This is a genomic window from Chloroflexota bacterium (assembly GCA_014360805.1).
In the GTDB taxonomy this organism is placed as follows: Bacteria; Chloroflexota; Anaerolineae; order DTLA01; family DTLA01; genus DTLA01.
The window spans coordinates 1-20,869 of the sequence record JACIWU010000058.1 but is presented as its reverse complement, the minus strand read 5'-3'; the positions used below and the strand labels follow the sequence as shown (position 1 = coordinate 20,869).

The window sequence follows — 20,869 nt, the reverse complement described above, 5'->3', positions numbered from 1 at the left end:
TCGTGGTATACTTCAGTCCGTGGCATGATGTCTCCTTTCGCCTTGTGTGGGGTTGTGGGGGACATCATGCCACATTATTTGCTTTCTGAAAAGATCCCCTCCCCCTGCCTGTCCGCCCCTGAAGCCGGCGGGAGAGGGGACGGCGCTCGGCCGCGGGCTGGCGCTAGCCCCCGAAGGGGGCTTTGTTCCGTCAGCGCGGGGGTTTAGCCCCGCGCGGCGCGGTGGGCCAACCACACCGCCTCGTCCCCGCTCTGCGCCGGCGGGAGAGGGGACGGCGCTCGTACCCGCTTCTCGCCCTGCCTGTGGAATCGCATCTGGACAAAAACAAAAGGGCACCGGTGGGAGTGCCCTTTCTCTCATACGCGGGCTGCCGGAGCCTATCCCATCCGGCCCCGCGATTTGAGGCTGTGGTAGCGGACAGCGGTCAGCATTCAGCGTTCAGAAACGAGGCTGCAGCCAAGCCGCTGATAGATGGTTGTTGACTGCTGACTGCTGAATGCCGATGGCTGACGGCTATTCCCGAAACCCGCTCCCGGCCGCGCCAGGCGGGACCAGGATCACCTCCGTTGTTCCGGCCACCTGCAGTACGGAATTGGTGTAGAACACCACCCGCACGTTGATGACCACATAGACCCCATCCTTCAGTTTGCCCTGCCACACGATGGAGTCGCCGGCCTTGCGGTAAGGATAGCCCTCTACGCCGTCCAGTTCGGCGCCCTTGTCGGCTTTGCCTTTGTACGTAACCAACGAGCCCGGGATTTTCTTGCCCTTGTCCACGGTGTAGGTTACGATGGCGCGATAGCGCAGGGGGGCCTCGGGAATGTTGGGCACGGTCTGGGGCGTAGGCTTGGATATGGTCAGGGTCGCCGAGCCGAGGATATGGCACGTGGTCTCGGTGTACCAGACGACGCGGCCCGAGAAGTCCATCTTGGCGTTTCCCACCGGCTTGCCGGACCAGTTCAACGAGTCGCCCTTCTGCTTGTAGGCATCCTGGCCGTCAATGGTGAGGTGCGCGCCCTTGTCGGTCTGGCCCACGTAGCGGATGCCCGTGCCGGGCAGGTAGTCGCCCGCGGCCACGCCCATCTCGTATGGGGCCACGTAGGTCAGTTGGTCTTCCGTGGCGGGCTTGCACCCGGGCGCCATCACGATGCCCAGGATCAGAATTAGGATGGTCCACTTTCTCATGTATCTCCTCCCCGCGCAACCGTGCGCCTCCGCTTACTCCTCCCCAAGGTAGCGTTCAAAGAACTCCAACACCTTCTGCTTGTACGCCTCCGGTTCCACTTCATCCACGTTGCGGTGGCCTGCGCCGGGCACAACCCACAGTTCTTTGGGGGCGCCCGCCGATGCGAACATGGCCCGCACCTCCTCGGTGGACGTGTACGGGTCCTGCTCGCCGTGGATCAGCAGCAGCGCCCTGGGCGCGACCTTGCTGGCCCACAGGCCCGGGTCGGCCTCTTCCAGGTCGGCGCCGAGCCGCCAGTCGGCCAACTTGACCGCCAGGAATGCCAAGCATTTCGCCGGCGCGCCTGGAATCCCGCGCTCGCGCATTCCCTCGTAGATGGCATCCCGCAACCAGACGAACGAGCCATCGGCGGCGACGGCGCGGATGTTCTGGGAGAGCGGCGCGCCGCTGATGGCTACCGCCCCGCCCATGGAGAAGCCCAGCACGCCGATTCGGGTGTAGCCCCGCCCCAGCAGGAACCTCTCCGCGGCGAGCAGGTCGCGCCGCTCAAAGTACCCCATGCTGACGTACCGGCCGCCGCTGCGCCCGTGCCCCCGAAAGTCAAACATGAGCACCGAGATGCCCCGTTCGTGGAACCAGGGCGCGTACTTCAGGTCCGGATCCATGCTTCCCGCGTGTCCGTGCAGGAAAATCACGGCGCGCCGCGCCTCCTGGGCCGGTATCAGCCAGCCCCGCAGCGGGATGCCGTCTTCGCTTGTAAAGGTAACCTCTTCGTACTCCAGGCCGTACTCCGCCGGATTTGCCGTCCTGTCGGGCCGCCTGCGCCGCACGATCTGATCCGATGCGTACCAGACCGCAGCCGCGATGCCGATGGCCACAACGGCAAGTGCAGCCAAAGCCGCGATCATCTGTCCTCACCTCGTTCTATGTGCAAGACGTGTACCAACCGCGAAGGTTCCAGCGCGAGCGCGAGAACGACGCCCGCGCCCATGCTCAACAGCCCGAACACCGCCGCCATTAGGCCGGTGGCCCACGCCGACCCCGCCGCCGTTTGCAGCGCCGTTGCCACGATGGCGAGCACGTTCCAGGTGCTGTGGAGCGCGACGGCGAGCGTCAACCCCAGCGCGAAGCGGCCTGGGCGTCGCCGCCGCAGCCACTCCCACAGCCCCCACGCCGTGAGGGCTGCGGTGCTCGCGTGGATGAGCATGGCGCCGACGCGCAGGATCGCGATGCTGGCCACCGCGCCCGAGAAGGGGTCGGCGAAGGCCGCCTCATAGACGCTGAACGTTACCCCGCCCGCGATGCCCCACGCCAGGGCCTGGGCGCGGCTGGGCCGGTGGGCCAGGGCCAGGGCGCCCACGGCCAGCAATTTGCCGGCCTCCTCTATGATGGGCACGAAGCCTGCCATGAGCACAAGGAGAAACGCCAGCACTGCCGGCTGGCGCAGGAACTCGCCGCTGGCGATGAACCTCGGGTCGGAGAACTGCTCCCCCATTTGCTCCATCTGTTGCGCGCCGTCGGGCAGCAGGGCCAATGCGATGCCCACCATCAGCACAAGCCCCACCAGCGCGAGCACCTCCCAGAAGATGCTCCACCCGAGTGAGACGGTGAGTGCGGCGCTGACCTGGGCGGCCACCTGTCGCCAGGTGGGCGGCTCGTGGGCGCCGGCCAGGCGTCGGCTCACGAACGCCAGGAGCGCCATCCCGGGCAGGAGCGCGGCGAGAACCTTCATCAGGCCGGCCGCGGGCGCGTCCGAGGGCGTCGCCGCGATGAGGATGACGGTCAACGCCAGGAGAGCCACCCAGACCCACGGGCGCGCCAGGCGGAAGGGCGACGACGGCCGCCCGCGCAGGCCACGCGCGCCCTGGACGATGAACCAGCCCCCCAGCAGCGCGCTCAACCCCGCCAGCCCCGCCCAGAGTCCTGTGAAGTCGCCGAGGTACGTGCCGTTGTAGGCCGACGCGAGGGCCAGAAGGCCCACGACGACAGGCGGCATGAACACCGACGCCGCCCCCACCACGATCATTCCGACAAAGCCGATGGTTTTCAGCGTGTCGTTGCCCAAGCGTACCTCACAGTCTCGGAACGCGCTCGCCTGCACCCCGTTTTTGCATCAGCATGTCCAGTATAGCGATGGCGGCGGCTTTGTCCAGAGGCTCGTTGTTGTTGCCGCACTTGGGGCTTTGCACGCACGACGGGCAGCCATCCTGGCAGGGGCAGCCGGCGATGGTTTTGCGCGTGGCTTCCCAAAGCCGTTCCAGCATTTGGAATCCCTTTTCGGCGATGCCCACGCCGCCCGGATGCCCGTCGTAGATGAAGACATGGGCCAGGCCCGTGTCGTCGTGGCACGGCGTGGACAGCCCGCCGATGTCCAGTCGGTCGCACATGGCGAACAGCGGCAGCAGGCCGATGCTCGCGTGCTCCAGCGCGTGGAGCCCGCCCGCGAAATCCAGCCCGGCCCGCACCACCTGCTTCATGATCTCCTCGGGGACGTTAAACCACAGGGCCGAGGTTACGAACGACTGGGGCGGCAGGTTCAGCGGGACGTTGTCCAGCACCGTCTCCGTGTACTGCTGCACCCGCTTGTACCCGATGACCTGCTGGGTAACGCGAACCTGGCCGTAGTAGGCGTCGCACGTGGGGAACTGCCGCGCCTGCCACGAGCGCACGATGCGCACGTCGTTGATCTCGCGCGGCGTGGTGTAGTAGTCTACATCCACCGGGCGAACATAGGCCGTCTGCGTGTCCAGGTCCAGGCGCGTTACCAGGTACGTCTCGCCCTGGTGCAGGTACACGGCCCCGGGGTGGATGCGGAACATGGCCGTAGCGCCATCCACCTGCTCCAACATGCGGTAATTGTTGCTCTCGTCCAGGAGGGCGAACATGGAGCCGGAGATGGAGCGGATGTTGACGCGCTCCGCCGGATAGCGCGCCCCGGCGACGAACCATCGGTTGCTGCGATATTCCAGGACGCCCTGCCGCTCCAGTTGGGCCATGGCTTCGGCGAACGTGGGGCCGAACAGGCGCTCGTCATCGTTGGTCAGCGGGCGCTCATGCGCGGCGCACGGCAAGTGCTGTTGCAGCAGGTACAGGTTGCTGGGGTCAATCAGCGCATGTTCAGGACTGCGCCCGAACAGTTCCTTGGGCTCGCGCATGAAGTATTGATCCAGCGGGTTGTCCAGGCCGATGAGGATGGAGAGCGAATCCTTCTTGCCGCGGCCCGCGCGTCCCGCCTGCTGCCAGACGCTGGCGATGGTGCCCGGATAGCCGACGGTAACCGTCGCATCCAGCGCGCCCACGTCCACGCCCAGTTCCAGCGCGGTGGTGGCGGTTACGCCCAGCAACCGACCGTGAAACAGCCCCTGCTCAATCTCGCGCCGCCGCTCGGGCAGGTAGCCGGCGCGATAGGCGGAAACGCGCGACGTCAGGTCGGGGCGCGTCTCTTGCAGCGACTCGCGGGCGTAGCGCAGGATGAGTTCCGCGATCTTGCGCGTCCGCGCGAAGGTGATGTTGCGGATGCCGTGCTGGACCATCTCGGCGAACAGGAAGGCTGCCTCCGCGTTGGCGCTGCGCCGGGCGGCCATGGCCCTGTCCAAGAATGGCGGGTTCCACAGCAGGAATTCCTTGCTCATCTGGGGCGAGCCGTCGTCGTCCACCACGACGACGTCGTCGCGCCCGGTGAGGCGACAGGCGTGTTCGCCCGGGTTGGCGATGGTCGCCGAGCACAGGATGAACTGCGGGCGCGCGCCGTAGAACTCGCACACCCGCAGGAGCCGCCGCAGGACGCAGGCCACATGCGACCCGAAGATGCCCCGATAGATGTGGGCCTCGTCAATGACGACGAACCGTAGGTTGGCGAAGAAACGGCTCCACAACCCATGATTGGGCAGGATGCCCACGTGGAGCATGTCGGGGTTGGTGAGGATGATGGCGGCGCGCTGCCGAAGCCGCGTCCGCGCTCCCTGTGGCGTGTCGCCGTCGTAGGTGCCGAACACGGGGCCGCCCAGTTGTTCGGTCAGTTGGCGCAGGGCGCGCAGTTGATCCTGGGCCAGCGCCTTGGTGGGGAACAGGTACAACGCGCGGGCCTCGGGCTGGTTGAGGACGGCTTCCAGCACGGGCACGTTGTAGGCCAGGGTCTTGCCGCTGGCCGTGGACGTGGCGAGGATGACGTCCTCTCCTGCGCGCGCGGCGTTTATGGCCTGCGCCTGGTGCGTGTACAGTCGCGACGCGCCGATCTCGGCCACGGCGCGCTCCAGGGGCTTCGGGAGCGGGCGGTCCAGTTGCCCGTACCGCGCCGGACGCGCGGGGATGTGCTCCTGGTGCACGATCTGCCCGCGGTAGAACGGGAGACTCTTCAGATGGTCAATGAACTCTCGGCTGTTCACAGCATCCAACGGCAATCGCAGGTGTGCGCGGATGGGCGCAGCAACGCAAGGTCAGATGTGAGTTTACCCGCGTTTTGCCACGGGCGCAAGTTGCGGACGTCTGCGCTCAGTCGTGGATGACGACGAGGGTGCCCGTGCCCCAGGCGCTGTTGGCCCCTGGCGGCACGTAGGGCGTCGTCCACTCAAACAGCCACTTGGCGTCGGCTATCTTCAGGTTGATGCACCCGTGGCTCATGGGCTGGCCGAAGTTGTTGTGCCAATAGGCCCCGTGCAGGCCATAGCCCTTGTAGAAGTACATGATGTAGGGCACGTTGGGCAGGTAGTAGCCCGGGCCCGACATGGGCGCGCTTCGGTACTTGACGTAGATGTTGAAGCGGCCCTTGACCGTGGGCGTGGCCGGCAGGCCGGACGAGATGATCGCCCAGTACACCGCACGGTCGCCCTCGTAGGCCACCAGCCGCTGCGACGACAAATCCACGTCAATCCACTTCTCGCCGGCCCCAACTTCGGGGGGCGGCGCTGCCGTGGGCTGCGGGCGGCGCGTCGGCGTGGGCGGCACAGGCGTGGCCGTGGGCGTGGGCGTCTCGGTAGGCGTGGGGGTCGGCGTATCGGTGGGGGTGGGTGTAGGCGTCTCAGTGGGTGTGTTCGTCGGCGTGGGCGTCTGGGTCGGGGTGTTCGTGGGCGTGAACGTGGGCGTGGCCGTCGGCGTCTTGGTGGCGAACACCGCCTCCCAAGCCTGCGCGGGCCAGTCGGTCTGCGTCCAAATCAGGCCCGCACCGAGGACGACGAGGAGCGCGGCCAGAATCCACCCCACGTACCGCGGCACGCCTTGCGCGGGGCGCACGACCGGAGCCGCCGCGACAGGGCGAACGGGATTCGCGGCGCGCCGGTCGGGCTGGCCGGCGTTGGGCGCGCGCTTTCGCGCCCAGCGCAGGGCCGCCCGCGCCCTCGCGTTGTGCGGGGCCAACTGCACGGCGCGCCCGATGTACCGCAGGCTGTCCTCGGGCCTGTCGGCCAGCGCGCCCATCCACAGGAGCGCCTCCACGTTGTCGGGGTCGTCGGCGAGGATGGCCTGGAACAAGGCTCGCGCCTCGTCCCTGCGGTCAGCGGTGGCCAGGGCGACCGCTTCGGCAAGGCGTGGGTCGCCTGCGCCGCTCGCGCCGCGGCGCTTCGCATTCGTTGGCTGGTCAGACATGTCTCATCTCGGCATTGGCGGCAACGTGAGCGAATCTTACTCCATCACGGCCAGGCTTGCAAATGCCATGCCAGGCTGGGTAGTGTATGCATTTCGGTGGAAATGGTCAGACCGATGAGCGGCAGCATGAAACGCATTGAGTGTAGGGCAGGTTGCCATACCTGCCCCCTGTTTCCGGCGGCTATGGAAAGCCGCCCTACGTGTCTGGGCGTTGTGCCGCCAACCCATTGCGAGCGCAAGGGAATGGCGCGAAAGACACGAAAGACGCGGAAGTCGTTTCGTGCCTTTCGTGGTGTTTCGTGGGTTTCGTGTTCCGGACGTTGTCTCTAGCACGCCGAGCCAGCGCGCGCCTGGAATACCCCATGGGCGGGTTGCCGCACCCGCCCATGGGCTTTTCGCGTGGTATTCAGACGGCTGGCGCCACCGCAAGGCCGATGTCTATACCGGCGCCAGCGTGCCCGCGAAGATCTGCCATGCCAGCGCCGTCTTGGCCAGCAGGCTCAGGACGATGAACATGCGCTCGCCGAACAGGTAGTCCTTCCACGGCCCCACCTTCTTGTACTGCAAGAACATGTTCACGGCGAAGATGTTGAAGAACACGAAGATGGTGGGAATGATGGCGTACACAAAGGCCGGTGGCTTTGCGTCGCCCGAATTGACCGCGCCCAGGAAGTACATCGTGATCACAATCCAGGGAATGATCCCCGCGATGCACCCGAAGATGAACGCCGTCCAGTTCACGTGCTCCTTGCCCTCGTTGTGCAGTTCCATCATGATACCAAACAGGTTCATGGTGGCGTTCACGCCGAAGATGAGGATGAGCGCGCCCAAATCCCACAGGCCCACTAACATGCCGATGAGGACAATCATCCACGAGGAACTCAGCGCGTATTCGTAGAAGCGCGCCGGGTTCATCTTCCGCTCCAGGTGGCTCACGTACCACTTGTAGCCGAAGGTGGAGAGGGAGAAGTGGGCCACCGCCGAAAGAAGCAGGAAGATGGCCACCGCCGGCCCGAACGGCAGGTTCACGAACAACTTGGGGTCAGGCGTCAGAGAGAACGTGGCGCGGTCAAACTTCAGGAAATTGGTGAAGATCGGGTAGGTGGTGTCGTTGCTGATGAGGATCATCAGCACGCCCTGGATCAGGTGTAGGAACCCCATCGCCAGGTTGAACCGGCGCAGGCCCCTGTAGGTTTGTTCGGGGGTCTTGTTGCTCATGGCGTCTCCCTCCATAGTTTTTTCAGAGTATATGTGAGTAGAACCTACAAGTCATTGTACAGGGCAACGCGCCGTCTGTCAAATGCGACTTGTTCAGTCCACTTCCTGCGGATGGAGCCACCGGGCCCGTGGGGAATTTGGGATCGTCCTACCTGGCCAGCATCATCGCCGCCAGCGCGGTAACCTCTCCGGTGGTAGCCAACTTGTACGGGTCTAGCGTGTCAGGTGCATCCTGCGGGGTGTGGAGATACTCGGCGTTGGGCCAGAACAGGAGCACGGCGGGGACGCCCCTATCGCGGAAGGACGCGTGCGTGTTGCCGCCCTTGTACGCTTCGGGCGACACGCGCCGGTCCAGCAAGTCGGCGGCCAGGCGCAGGTTGAACAGGAGCGTCGCCTCCAGGCCATCCTTCTCGCCCTCCAGGTTCAGGTAGTAACTGCGGGCCGCGCCCACCGTGTCCAACTCCAGCAGGCCCATCATCTCGTCCAGGGGCACAATCGGCCGGTCGGCGTAGAAGCGCGAACTGGCAAGCCCGGCCTCCTCCGCGCCCCAGGCGACGAAATAGACGGGCCGCGACGGGCGGAATCCGCTTTCGGCCAGCACCCGCGCCACTTCCAACATGACGGCTACCCCCGAGGCGTTCTTGTTGGCGCCCGGGTACTGCGTTCCATCCGGTGTGGCGCCCACGCCGTCGTAGTGCGCCCCGATGATGAGCGGGCGGGCATCTGCGCGTTCGCCCGACAGGACGCCGACGACGGTCAGGGCTTGCGCGGTCTGCGGCGCGCTGTAGGGGACGGTCAGTTGCGCCTGCAGGCGGAGCAGGAGCGCGCGGGGGGCGTTGTTGGCCTCGTAGGGCGTCAGCCCCGCCATCTTGATCATCTCGCGCCAGGTGCTCTCCTGAATCTGCGCCACGGGGATGGTCTCCGCCTCCATCGCCCGCGAGGGCACGGTGCGCTCGCGCATGTTCAGCGCGGCGTCCTTGACCACCAGGATGAGGCCGCCCGCGCCATGGGTGAGTGCCGCCTCGGCCTCCGCTGCCGGGTCTGCGGACTGATACTTGAGCGCGACGCGACCGCCCAGGCGCACGCCCTCGGGGAACCCCTTCGGCAGCCACACCAGGTCGGACGCCACATCGCCGCCTCCGGCGCATCCGCCCGCCGCCTCGCGGAAATCCACGCCATAGACCAGCGCCACCTCGCCGCCGGTAACGGTCTGGCTGAAGCGGAGCACGGGCACGCCTGCGAGTTCCGCGTAGGCGACGGGGACGGCCTGGAAGAACGAGCCGTCGGGCGCGCCAGGCTGCAGGCCGAGCGCCTGCATCTGTTCGGCGATCCAGCGGGCGGCGGCCTCGGCGCCTGGGCTTCCGGCCCTGCGGCCCGCGTACTCCGGCGACGCCAGGCGGCGCACGATGTCCAGCGCGCGGTCGGCGCTGAAGGCCTGGGCCGCCCGGATCAGTTCCGCCGGCACGCCGCCCAGCCGCACCGCCGCCTGCCACTGCGGTTCCCACTCGGAGAACGGCATCCGCGCCGCCACCGAGAACGCCTGCGCAAATCCGCGCCCCTCGCCCAGGCTCCGAAGCAGACGGTTCAGGCTGTCCATCCCGAACTGGCGCACGAACTCGTCCACGAACATCCAGGACTGGCCGTAGTACAGGGTCGTGTCCTGTTCGTTCAGGTTGGAGTAGGTGGGCATGTTGGCCCAGTCCAGCAGTTTCTGCGTGCGTTGCGCCTCGCGCACAGCGGGCACATAGCGCGTCTGGAGCGAGGCGGCCGACTCCGGGGCCGCGCGCATGGCCTCAAACACGGCGACGCCCTCGTGCAGCCATTCCAGGTCAACGCCCAGGTCAAACAGGACGCGGTGCGTGAACTCGTGGGCGATGACGCTCGCGAAATCCATCCCCTTGGCGCCGACCCACAACTTGATCGCCTCGCCCGGCTCGTACCAGCCTTTGACCCACGAGGGCGCGGATGGGGGGATGGATGCCAGCATCACGGCCTGGTCGTCGTACAACTTGATTTCGGTGGGCGACGCGGGCGCGTGGGCCAGGTCGCCCGTTACCTGCGCGAAGGCCCGTTCGGCCGCATTGAGCACCGACAGGGCCACGTCCTGCGTCGTGGGTGCGGCGTACTTGACCACGAAGTGCTCGCCCTGCTCCACCGTCCAATCAGGCCCTGCCAGCACCCAGCGGTCGCCCGCTCGGATGAATCGGGCCGCGTAGGACGCCTGTACCGTCTTGCCGCCGTCTTTGAGCGTGGCGGCGGTCTGCAGGTTGGCCAGCGCGCCCCGTTCGTCCAGCGCGACGAGTTGCGCCTTCAGCGTGTAGGCGCTCACGGGGTGCCTGGCGAGATCGTCAAACCAGTGGCCCTCTTCGGCCAGGAACGCGGCGTCGCCGGGGTTCACGGTGGCCAGGAATGCGGCCTTGTCGCCGGCCTGGACCGCCTGCTCGCGTTGGCTCAGCACCTCGTCTATGCCCGCGCGCGCCTGGGTCAGCGGGGCAAGCACCGCGGATTCCCACGCCTGGGCGAACGCTTCGGGCGTCGTGCCCAGGGCGGCGAAGGCCCCCTCTTGCGCTCCCGTTCGGCCCCAGGCCGCGCAGAACTTCCGCAGGCCGTCCGTCCCATACGTCTGCATGAAGAACTCGGTCAGGCTCCAGGCCACGGCGGCGCTCCGGCTGTCCAGGGCCTCGGCCGTGAGGGTGAGCACCTGCTGGGCCGAGACCGTGCCGTCCAGCAGGGGCGTCATCTCAAGGGACCGGGCACGTCTTGCGTCGGGGTCGCCGGCCGTCTCTACCCACTGCACGAGGCCGAGGCCAAGCCACGCCCCTTCGCGCAAGGGCATGCCCAACTCCGCGCGCACCATGTTCACGGCCGTGGGCGTGAGGGTTTCGGTCCGCGAGATGTGCCATCCTGGCAGGGGCGAGTAGGCGGCCGTGCCCGCACCGGCCAGCCACGCGAAGGTGTTTGCATCGGGGTACACCGTTACGGTAACGGGCTGCGGATTGCGCAGGCCGAGCGCGAGGGCTGCGCGGAGTCGCGCTTGGGCCAGGCGGTTGGCCCATTCCGCATCGTTTTCGTCCTGCCGCACCATCTGCACGGTCATGGCGGGCGCCTGAACCACGGCCGCAACGGGCCAGGTGGCGTACCACTCGGCTCCGCGGCGCACCATCTGGGCCGGGTACGAAGCGAGCACCGATCGGCGTCCGTCCTTGTCCACGGACGCGGCGGTGATTTCGGCCTGGGCCTTGTCGCCCGACACCAGCAGGCTGCTCACGGTCAGGGTGTAGCCCTGGCGGGCTTCCGCAGGGCGCGTGGCGAGCCAGTCCATCCCGGCGGCGCGCAATTCGGCGTCGGCGGGGTCCAGCGTGGCGGCGTAAGCCTGGGCGTCTCCGGCGGCGATGGCGCGGGCCTGGGCGTCCAGCAGGGCGCGCAGCCGCGGCCCCACCGTGGACAGCGCTATGGCCGCGTGCGAGGCAATGGCGCCGGCCTGGCGCAGGCGTTCGGGCTGGAGCGTTTCGGGCGTGTCCTGCGGCGTGTGGTAGTAGGGCACGTCGGCGTTGTCCCAGATGAGGAGCGCAGCAGGGACGTTGGCGCGGAGGAAGGCGGCGTGGTCGCTCCCGCCCTGGAAGGACACCTCGCCCGTCTGCACGCCGAACAAGGCAGCGCTGGCCTGCAACTGCCGCCCCACGGCGTTGTCGGAGCCGTCCAGCGTCAACACGCCATCGGACGCCAATCCCACCATGTCCATCTGGATCATGCCGAGGGTGGCGGTCAGCGGATAGCGCGGGTTTTGCACGTAGTGCTCGGCGCCCAGCAGCCCCTGCTCCTCGGCGTCCCACGCGGCAAAGAGCACCGTGGCGTCGGGGACGAAGCCGGCCTGCTGCCAGGAGCGCGCGATTTCCAGCAGGGCGGCCGTGCCCGAGGCATTGTCGTTGGCGCCGCGGTAGATGTCGCCGTTGGCGTCGCTGCCCAGGTGGTCGTAGTGCGCGCCGATGATGACCACCTTGTCGCGCAGGTTGGGGTCGCGGCCCGGCAACACGCCCAGGACGTTGCGGGCCTGCGCTTCCCCTGGCTCGTTGAGGTGCACTTCAAAGTGCGCCTGCACGTTGAGTTCCACGGGGCGATACAGCAGGGACAGGTCGTCCAGCGTGTAGCCGCTGTCGCTCAGAAGGGCCTGGGCTACCTGGGGCAGCACCAGAAGCGTGGGCAAACTGTCGGGCAGGTAGTTGGGCTGGCGGTACGTGCGGAGCCGGTCCACGCGGCTCTCGGCTTCGGTGAGCAGAATCAGCCCGCTAGCGCCGTGCTCCAGGGCTTGGCGGTACACCTCGTCGCTGGCCGAGAACTTGCAGAAGGCGATTTGCCCCGCCACGTCCGCGCCGCGAAAGTCCTCTGCGCGGCACTCGTTGACCCAAATCACGCGGCCGTCCGCCGTTCCGCCGCCGGCGTAGCCACCCCAGGCGAAGGCGAAGTCCTCGCGGTACACGAAGTCGTCGTACACGACGCCGGCGGTGGTGGTGAAGACGAACGTCGGGACGGCGGTGATTTCGGCGAAGGGGACGGTAAACGGCTGGAAGTAGCCGTCGGTTCCGGCGGGCTGGAGACCGAACTCCTGGAACTTCTGGGCGATGTAGTCGCCTGCGGCGCGCCCGCCATTCGTTCCGGGTTGGCGGCCGCCCAACTCCGGCGCGCACAATGCTTCCACGAAGTCCATCGCCTGTTCGGCGTCAAACATGCGCCCCACGGCCAGGAAGTCGCCGCCTGCCACGGCCGGGCCGGGCTCGCGCACCACGGGCTGTACGGCGGGCGTCTCCACAGGGGCGGGCGTGGGCTTGCCCGGCGCGGGCGTCGCGGTGGGGCGAGGCTTGCCGGCGACGGCCGTGGGGGCCGCGGCCATGGGCGCAGCCGAACGCCGGAGCGCCTGCGCGCCCGCCCAGATAAGCCCTGCCTCCGCGACGAGCAGCGCCGCGATGAGGGCGATGAGCACGTTTCGGTTGAGGTTGCGTAGTCGGTTCATGATGTCAGCCTTTGGCTCTCCGCCATCAGCCATTAGCCTGGCTTATGTCGGCCGTTGGCTAATGGCTATAGGCTAATGGCTCCCGGGTCTCCACACGGCGAGGCCCTCCAGGCCCGGGCTGTCCGGGAACGCGAACACGGCGCCGGTTCTCGTGTCCAGAATCCACAGGTTTCCATCGGGCAGCGAGCCCGGCCCCTGCCAGAAAAGCGAGTAGGAAAGATACACCCCATCGGGAGACCACGCGAGACTCTGCGGCGAGGACTGGCGGTCGCCCATGATTGGGAACACGGTGGCCGTCCCGTCTTCTATCGTGTAGATGTACAACACATACGCGGCCTGACTCTCGTCCCAGACGGCTGCCGCCAATCTCGCGCCATCGGGAGACCAGGCGAGATCCATGACGTACCCCCGATCCAGAAGCGCGTAGGCGCCTGTGCCATCGGGCCGCACCAGCCGAACCCCGTTGCCCTTTTCGGCGTCGGTGTACGCCAGCCACTCGCCCGTCGGCGACCAGCGCACCCGCGTCGCATCCGACGCAACAGGCGACAGCGTGCGGTTGGCCACGTTGTACACCCAGGCGGCGATGGGGATAGGCGCGCTCTCCGGCAAAGTCGGCGCGCGCCCCGGAGGGACGCTGACAACCCCCATGTACGCGATCAGGGCCAGCGACTGGCCATCGGGCGCCCAACTCACGCCGGTCGCGCTGACGGTGGGGGTGAGCGGGTGGGTCTCGGTGGCCAGGGTGGCCACGTTCACGATGACCAACTCGCTGGTGATGGGGCCGCCCTCGCGGCCGGGGAGCACCGTGCGCAGCCAGGCGACGCGCCGCCCGTCGGGTGACCAGGCAGGTTCGGGCCAGCCAAGCGCCGACATGTCACCGATGCGCCGCTCTACGGGCTTGTCTCCCTCCAGCGTCAGGAGGTACACGCCGGCGTTCTGGTCAACCCCGCCTGCCCGAGCCGACTGCGCGGATATGCGCACGAAGGCCAATTGCTTGCCATCGGGCGACCACACGGGCCAAGCCTCGTGTTCGGGCGTCTGGGTCAGCGGCCGGATGTTCTGCCCCGCCGCGTCTGCCAGGAACAAGTCCAGGCTGCCCCCGGTGCCGGTGGCTGCGTAGGCGATCTGCCGCACGCCCTGCGCCTCCGACGCGGGCCGCAGCCACAGGTACGCGACGGCCGCGGCGCTCAGGAGCACGCAGGCCCCCAGCGCGACGACGATGCGGGCGAGGAGGGTATTCAGTTTGTCTGGCGGTCGTTCGTTACTCATAAGCCATTAGCCTTTGGCCGTTCGCCATTAGCCGTTAGCCTGTAGCCCCTCGCCGTCGGTCAATGCCAAAGGCGAAAGGCTATCGGCGAAAGGCCATCGGCTAGTAGTGATACTGCCTGCTGGCCGTGATGAGGGCCAGGTTGACGATCTGACCCACCTTGCCGATGGCCGTCGTCTGCGCGTCATCGGGCGCGCCGCCCCGGAAGGCGGTGGGCCCCCCATGCCAGGCCAGCGTCGCCGACCTCTCGGCCAGTTCCTTGCAGTAGGCGTGCGCGCAGGCGCTTCCCCTGGCGATGGGAGCGCCCGCAACCTGGGCGCTGCGCTCCAGCAGGCCGCCCAGGGTGCTGCTCTTCGCATCCACGACGAGAGCGTCGTCGCCCGCCCCCACGCTGCCCAGGTGGATGACCGCGTTGCGCTCCAGCGAGCGGTAGGGCGTGAACTCGGCTAGGTATGTTTGCGCGCCGGACGTGTCGGAATACCCCGCTGCCCATGCCGCAAAGAGCACGGTGCGGCGCGGCTTGAACTGCTCGGCCTGCCACAGGCGGGCGATTTCCAGCAGGATGCCCACGCCCGCGGGGCCGTCGCTGGCGGTGAGGAACGGGCGGCCAGGGTCAGGCTCGGGCATGTCGTAGTGGGTGGACACCAGGAGCGCCTCCTTGTCCAGCGACGTGTCGTTCCCCGGCAGGATGCCCAGGACGTTGTAGCCGGTTCGTTCTTCCGGTTGGCCCAACTCCACGCGCACGCGCACCTGCACGGCCAACGGCTGGGCGAACCAGGGGCGTTCGGCGGATGACGCGGCGAATTCGTCCACCTGCGCCTGCAGGTCGGCCACGGTGAAGCCGGCCAATTGCAGCAGGCGGTCGGCCGCCTCGGGCCGCACGTGCAGGATGGGGAAGGTGGGCTTCTCCATGAAGCCGGGCTCGCCCGCCGCCCAGTCGGTGTGAGGCGCGGCATCGTCGGTGATGACGAGGATGGCCCGCGCGCCGCGAATCAGCGCCTCGGTATCAAAGGCAGCCGGCATGTTCTTGGCCAGAACCACCGCCACTTGCCCGCGCAAGTCCAGCCCACGGAACTGGGCGTAGGGCACGTTCTGGCGGGCGAAGCCGACGAAGGTCAGGGGGGCGTCGGCGCTGCCCGAGCCGCCGTGGCGGTACACCTGCTCGCCGAAGTCGGCCCCGTGCGCCAGGGCCACGGTCTGCCCTGCGGCCTCGGCTTCCAGCACGGGCGCGCTGCGGCGCGGCGCAACGACGCGGGTTACCGGCTGCAGGTAACTCTGGCCGCCCGCCGCAGGCAAGACGCCGCACGCTTGCATCTGCGCCGCGATGTATTCCGCCGCGGCTTTGGCCCCCTCGGTGCCGAAGCCCGGGTCGGCCTGCTGGAGTTCCACGATGCGCGCCGCGTGCTGTTGGGCGCTGTCGGCGTCAAACTGGCTGGCCAGTTTGGCGTAGGACACGCCGGGGCTGATCTGGCTCACGATGTACCAGGTGAGCAACGTGATGGCGGCCACCACGACCACCATGCGCTTGGAGATGAGCGCGGCGGTATTGACCCCGGCCTCGCGCACAATCCTCCGTAGCCCCTCGCCCGTCAGGTTGAAGCCCAACACGGCGACGAAGAAGGCCATGGCCGGCCAGAAGACCATCCACGGCGAGGTGCGGATGTAGGCGCGCGCGCCGGCCAGCATGGCCCCCCACTCGGGGACGTCGGCAATCGCCACCGTCCCGCCGAACCCCTCCGTCTGAGCGCCGCCGCCGATGAACACGCCCACGAATCCCAATTCGCCCAGGATCATCAGCACGGCGCCCATCTCCAGCAGGGTGAGCACCACTAGCGCCGGCAGCACGTTGGGCAGGATGTGCCGAACGATGATGCCGCCCTCGGTGAGGCCGATGACCCGCGCGCCTTCCACAAAGGGCTTCTCGCGCAGGCTCACAAACTCGCTGCGGATGTACTGGGCGATCTCGCCCCAACCCACCAGGCACAGCGCGATGAGGAATGCCGACAGCCCTCTGCGGATGTCCAGCGCCAGGATGAGGATCATGCCGGTCAGGAGCATGGGCAGCGAGGACAGGATTTCCACCATGCCCATGATGAGGCGATCCGCTAGCCCGCCTGACCGCCAGCCGGCTACCGCTCCCAGCCCGAATCCCAGCAGCAGCCGCGCCATGGTTACGAAGAGACAGGCCACGAGGGTGTTGCGCGCGCCGTACAGGAGCAGGCTCAACACGTCCCGCCCCCACTGATCCGAACCTAGCGGGAACTCGTCGGATGGGGGGAAGGGCGGGAAGACCAACTGGCCGTTGATCATCTCGGACGAGCGCTGGGCCGACAGGTAGGGGTTCTGCGACGCGAATCGCGGCCCGACGACGGCCACCGCCAGCAGGAACAGCACGATGAGCATCCCTGCCATGAACGGGAAGTTCAGCGTGATGAGCCGCCAGCGGAAGCGCCCCGTGCGGACGGGCGCGTCGGGGGCATCGCGGCGTCGCTTGCGTATGGAATTGATCGCATCCGAAAGTCGTGCCATGCGAAAACCTTTGGCGGTTGGGCGGTTAGCAGTCAGCAATCAGTGTTCAGCGATCAGCGCACAGACAACTGTATGGTAGAGATGGTCGCCGACCGCTGACGGCTGATGGCTGATGGCTATGGGCTATGGGCTATAGGCTCTTTTTCAACCTCGGGTCCACATACCGATACGAGATGTCCAGCAGCAAGTTCACGAGCATGAACGTCAGCCCGATGACGAGGGCCATGCCCGCCACGCCGATGTCCTGGCGGTTGCGGATGGCGTCCAGCAAGGCCGCGCCGATGCCCGGCCACCCCAGGAAGTACTCCACGACGGGCAGGCTTCCCAGTGCAAACCGAAGCGACACGCCCAGCGCCGTCAGGATGGGCACGGCTGCGTTCGGGTAGGCGTGGCCGCGCGTTACCATCGTGTCGTACAGCCCTTTGGCGTGGGCGGTTCGGATGTAGTCCTGCTCCAGGATGTCCGAGAAGTTCATGTAGGCGATGCGGGCCAGGTGCGCCAGCGGCCGCGCTGCCAACACCAGCGTCGGGATGACCAGGTGGGCGTCCCACCCGAACCCGCCGACCGGCACCAGCCGCACGCCGGTGGCCCGGAACCAGTAGATTTCGGCGATTTGGAGCAGCGCCGCCGCGAAGAAACTGGGCACCGAGACCCCGATGAGGGTCAGCGTCATCGTCCCGAGCGACACCGGCGACCGGCGATGGATGGCCGCAAACACGCCCACGGGGATGCCGATGAGCGCGGCGACTACGAGCGAGATGAGCAGCAGGCCCATGCTTTTGGGGTAGGTGTCGCCGATCATCTGCGCCACGCTCACCTGCCGCGCCGTTCGCCCCGAGCGCACCGTGATGGTACCCATGTCGCCGTGCAGGAGATTGCCCACGTAGTCCACGGTGGACGTCCATGCGTACTCGGCGGCGGGAAGCGGGTTGTACGACGGCGCGGGCGACGTGGAGTTGCGCGCCATGCGCATCCCGAAGAACGCGAAGAACACAATCCCCAGGCTGACCGCCAGGATGAAGGCCAGGCGTTTGAGCGCGAATCGGATCATCGGACTCCCTGTGCGTGTCGCTATGCATCCAGTATATGCGGGAGGGCGCTTTCTGGCAAGGGCGCTCACAATAAATACGCCTGGCATAAGCCGCAGGTTCAACCCGCCGAACATCCGCCGTTGCGAGGCGGCGGTGCTTGGCCGGGGTGGGGATGGGTGAGGTAGAGACAGTTCGCAGGGCAGCCTTCCATAGCCGCCAAATAGGTGCGACGCACTTCCGGAAGTGCGTCGCACGAGTATTCTCACCGCGGAGACCGGCGAGAACGCGGAGAATTCAGCGTAAATCTCTGTGGTCTCCGCACGCTCCGCGGTGAATCAGGGTTCGTAGGGCGGCTTTCCATAGCCGCCGAGGGCAGGGGCCGGTACGGAAACCTGCCCTACTGCCGGGTGCTTGCGGGACTTGACATGCGCGCAAAGATATGTTATAAAGATTGCAGTCTGTCTGAGAGTGGGACGCGGACCTCGCTGGTCGCCCTCGCGCCGCCCTCGCTCTAATCCGCTGCACCCATGACGGCCGGGCAGTAGACGCATCCGGCCCCGCTTTTCGGGTTTCCTCGCGGCTGCGACGCCGCAAAGAAGTGGCCATCGGAGAGCAAAGGCTTCTCGCTGCTACACATCGGATCGGGCCAATCGTCGGAGATCTCTGGGCTAAGATTGTGAAGGAGGTGCACGATGAAAGGCAGATGGACATTCGTTGGCGGTATGGTGGTGTTCCTGCTGGCCCTGGGCGCTGTGTTCGCGCATGCCCAGGGGGCGGCGCCGGAGGGACAGGCAGACGGGCCGGACATCGGTGGCGCCATGCGTGGTGCGATCCCATTCTACACCTCTGGCGACATTCCTAGTGATGATCAGCATCCCACCCTGAATGGCGGTTCCGAGCGTCGCGTGTACATGGGGGATGATTGCTACTACGAGCAGGCCCTGCAGTTTCCCACGTCCACGCGCACGCCGACGCGTACACCGACCCGCACCCCCACGCGCACGCGTACACCCACCCGCACGCCCGCCGACATTCCCGACTTGGGCGACGCGCCCGACAGCACCAACTCCTTCGGCTACGCAATGAGCGCGTATCCGGGGGTCAAGGCGGAGTTTCCGACGGTGTTCGCGAGCGCCGTCGGTGGACGGGCCGGCCCGCTGCACCGCAATGAAACCCTGCTGTTCTACCTGGGCGAGTCCATCAGCAGGGAGGAGGAGGCAGACACCGGCCCCGACGCGGACGGCGAGAACAACATCAATCCGAAAGAAGACATGGCGGATCTGGACCGCCGGGATGATGGCCTCAAACTGCCCGCCAGCCTGCCTCACTGCGAGGCGATCGTTTTGGAGTATGCGGTAACCGTGCGGGCTGGCGCGCCGAAGGAAGTCTATCTCAACGTGTGGCTGGACTGGGACCGCAATGGGCAGTGGGGCGAAGTCCCGCTGTGCCCAGGCGACATACCGGCACCCGAGTGGGCGGTCAAGAACGAGGTGGTGAGCTTGCCAACTAAACCGGGCTTCTATGAGATGACGACGCCCAAGTTCCTGGTGTACAATCCTGACCCGAGCCAAGACCTGTGGGTGCGCATTACAATCAGCGATGAAGAAGCCCCAGATGCCGATGGGAGCGGGCCAGAGAAGGGCTGGGCCTACGGCGAGACGGAGGACTACCGCTTCCGGGGTGTGCTCACTCCCACACCGACGCCCACGCGCACGCCGACCCGCACGCCGACGCTCACGCCGACGCGCACGCGCACACCGACGCCCACGCCCACGCGCACGCCGACGCGAACACCGACCCGCACGCGTACACCCACCCGCACACCCACGCGCACCCCAACGCCCGTTGGGAGTTGCTTTGATGGAATCCGAAACGGTAGCGAGACGGGGATTGATTGCGGGGGCCGTTGCCCGCCGTGCGACCGCTGCCAAATGTCCACATTGCCCAGCCGCTTTGACTGGCGGGACTACTACACGTTTCCTCCGGTGAGAAACCAGCAAACCTGTGGCGGATGCTGGGCATTTGCCACCATCGGCGCGATGGACCTGACGCACGTGGTGGAGACCGGCCAAGCGATAGATTTGTCGGAGCAAGATCTGATCTCCGGCTGCTATTCCCGCGCGGATTGCGAAGGGCGCGAGGCTTCGGAAGATGCCCGAAGGGACACGTTCTCGCACGTGAGGAATTTGGGCGTTGTGGATGAGGATTGTTTTCCGTTTCAGTCGGGGGCTTGTCGGGGTTCTGACGCTCCCTGTCTCTGCAACTGCAGCGGTGGCGCGTGCGCCAATCCATGCGGTTGCGTCCGGTGCGCTGGCTGGACGGGCAGATTGTGGACGATCGCGGACTACGGGCACGTGGGCAGCGACCGGACGGCGATCAAGAGGGCGCTCCTGTGCCATGGGCCGCTCCAAGCCTGTGGCGGCGGCCACTGCATCGTGATCGTCGGCTGGGACGATGCCATGAATGTGTGGATCATCCGAAACAGTTGGGGCGCAGGCTGGCCTTCGCCCGAGGATCACATCCCTGGGTCTAACGGATACGGCTTGGTGCCCTATGACTATTCCTGGTGCGGGGATGCGTATTATGTGGCCGGCGTGTCTGGGGGGTTCCAACTGGATTTTGAGGAAAACGACGGATTGGCAGCGGGAGACGTGGATGGCGACGGCTGGGCCGAGATCGTCCACGGAGATCGGGGCGATGTAGTCCACATCCTGGGCCAGTGGGGGAACCTTGAGCGCTCGTTCGGCCTTGACTTTGAAGAGTATGATGGCTTCGCGGTGGGCGATGTGGATGGGGACGGTCGGGCCGAGATCGTCCAGGGAGACCGTTCCGCCGACAGGATTCGCGTGTTCAACATGAGCGGAACCGAGGTCCTGTCCTTCGCGCGCGATTTTGAAGGGGGCGATGGACTGGCTGTGGGAGATGTGAACGGCGATGGAAGGGCCGAGTTCATCCACGGAGACCGCTCGGACGATCGGATTCGGGTGTTTGACCTGCGTGTGTTTGAAATCGCGTCCATCAGGCGCGATTATGAAGGGTGGGACGGTTTG

Annotated in this window: 11 protein-coding genes; 1 reads left to right on the top strand and 10 read right to left on the bottom strand. The window is 66.9% G+C overall.

Features of this window, described 5'->3' with window-relative positions:
• Window positions 1–513: 513 nt before the first annotated feature.
• The 10 genes from H5T65_10290 to H5T65_10245 form a co-directional block, all read right to left on the bottom strand.
• Window positions 514–1,185, bottom strand: a complete 672-nt coding sequence (locus H5T65_10290; protein ID MBC7259626.1) for a hypothetical protein — start codon at window positions 1,183–1,185, stop codon at window positions 514–516.
• A gap of 33 nt (window positions 1,186–1,218) precedes the next feature.
• Window positions 1,219–2,094: an alpha/beta fold hydrolase gene (locus H5T65_10285; protein ID MBC7259625.1), complete on the bottom strand. Its 876-nt coding sequence runs from the start codon at window positions 2,092–2,094 to the stop codon at window positions 1,219–1,221.
• Complete coding sequence (locus H5T65_10280) at window positions 2,091–3,251, bottom strand: PrsW family intramembrane metalloprotease (GenBank protein ID MBC7259624.1); 1,161 nt, start codon at window positions 3,249–3,251, stop codon at window positions 2,091–2,093. The genes H5T65_10285 and H5T65_10280 overlap by 4 nt, the downstream gene beginning before the upstream one ends.
• A 7-nt stretch (window positions 3,252–3,258) precedes the next feature.
• The gene (locus H5T65_10275; GenBank protein MBC7259623.1) at window positions 3,259–5,571 is read right to left on the bottom strand and encodes a DEAD/DEAH box helicase; all 2,313 of its coding nucleotides are present in this window, start codon (window positions 5,569–5,571) and stop codon (window positions 3,259–3,261) included.
• Between the two features lie 106 nt (window positions 5,572–5,677).
• On the bottom strand, window positions 5,678–6,766 hold the full coding sequence (locus tag H5T65_10270; protein MBC7259622.1) for a L,D-transpeptidase family protein: 1,089 nt from the start codon (window positions 6,764–6,766) through the stop codon (window positions 5,678–5,680).
• A 438-nt stretch (window positions 6,767–7,204) separates the two neighbouring features.
• Entirely contained in the window at window positions 7,205–7,999 is a 795-nt protein-coding gene (heR, locus tag H5T65_10265) for a heliorhodopsin HeR (protein MBC7259621.1), read from the bottom strand.
• Between the two features lie 133 nt (window positions 8,000–8,132).
• Window positions 8,133–12,992, bottom strand: a complete 4,860-nt coding sequence (locus H5T65_10260; GenBank protein MBC7259620.1) for a M20/M25/M40 family metallo-hydrolase — start codon at window positions 12,990–12,992, stop codon at window positions 8,133–8,135.
• 72 nt (window positions 12,993–13,064) lie between these two features.
• Window positions 13,065–14,261, bottom strand: coding sequence for a PD40 domain-containing protein (locus H5T65_10255; GenBank protein ID MBC7259619.1), 1,197 nt, complete (start codon window positions 14,259–14,261; stop codon window positions 13,065–13,067).
• 100 nt (window positions 14,262–14,361) lie between these two features.
• Window positions 14,362–16,788 carry an ABC transporter permease subunit gene (locus tag H5T65_10250; GenBank protein ID MBC7259618.1) on the bottom strand — a complete coding sequence of 809 codons (2,427 nt, stop codon included), beginning with the start codon at window positions 16,786–16,788 and terminating at the stop codon, window positions 14,362–14,364.
• Between the two features lie 130 nt (window positions 16,789–16,918).
• Window positions 16,919–17,839, bottom strand: a complete 921-nt coding sequence (locus H5T65_10245; GenBank protein ID MBC7259617.1) for an ABC transporter permease — start codon at window positions 17,837–17,839, stop codon at window positions 16,919–16,921.
• Window positions 17,840–18,511: 672 nt separating this feature from the next.
• Here H5T65_10245 and H5T65_10240 point away from each other — a divergent pair.
• Window positions 18,512–20,869: VCBS repeat-containing protein (locus H5T65_10240; protein ID MBC7259616.1), on the top strand; the 2,358-nt coding region annotated here is incomplete at its 3' end.